Here is a 276-nt window from a genome sequence, read left to right on the forward strand (position 1 = left end):
CAGAAAAGTTTCTTCAAGGTCAATGCTCTACTGATATCAACTCCCTAGATTCGAACCATTTCTCTTATGGCACCCTGAACACACCCAAGGGACGTATATATGGCTTGTTTAAAGTTGTACGGATTTCAAATGGTTTATTGCTGTCCGTAGATGAAAGCTGCTTTGAACATATCCTCAAGACCTTAAGCAAATACGCAGTTTTCTTTAAGTGCGAACTCAAAGAAGCTAACTTTCACTCTTATGGTTGTAGCACGCCATCATTAGCAGTTATATGTG

General features: G+C 39.5%; 1 pseudogene. It reads left to right on the forward strand.

Features of this window, described 5'->3' with window-relative positions:
- A pseudogene (locus A3763_RS29470) lies at nucleotides 1-276 on the forward strand (hypothetical protein); the annotation flags it as partial.

This window comes from Oleiphilus sp. HI0128, from assembly GCF_001635365.1.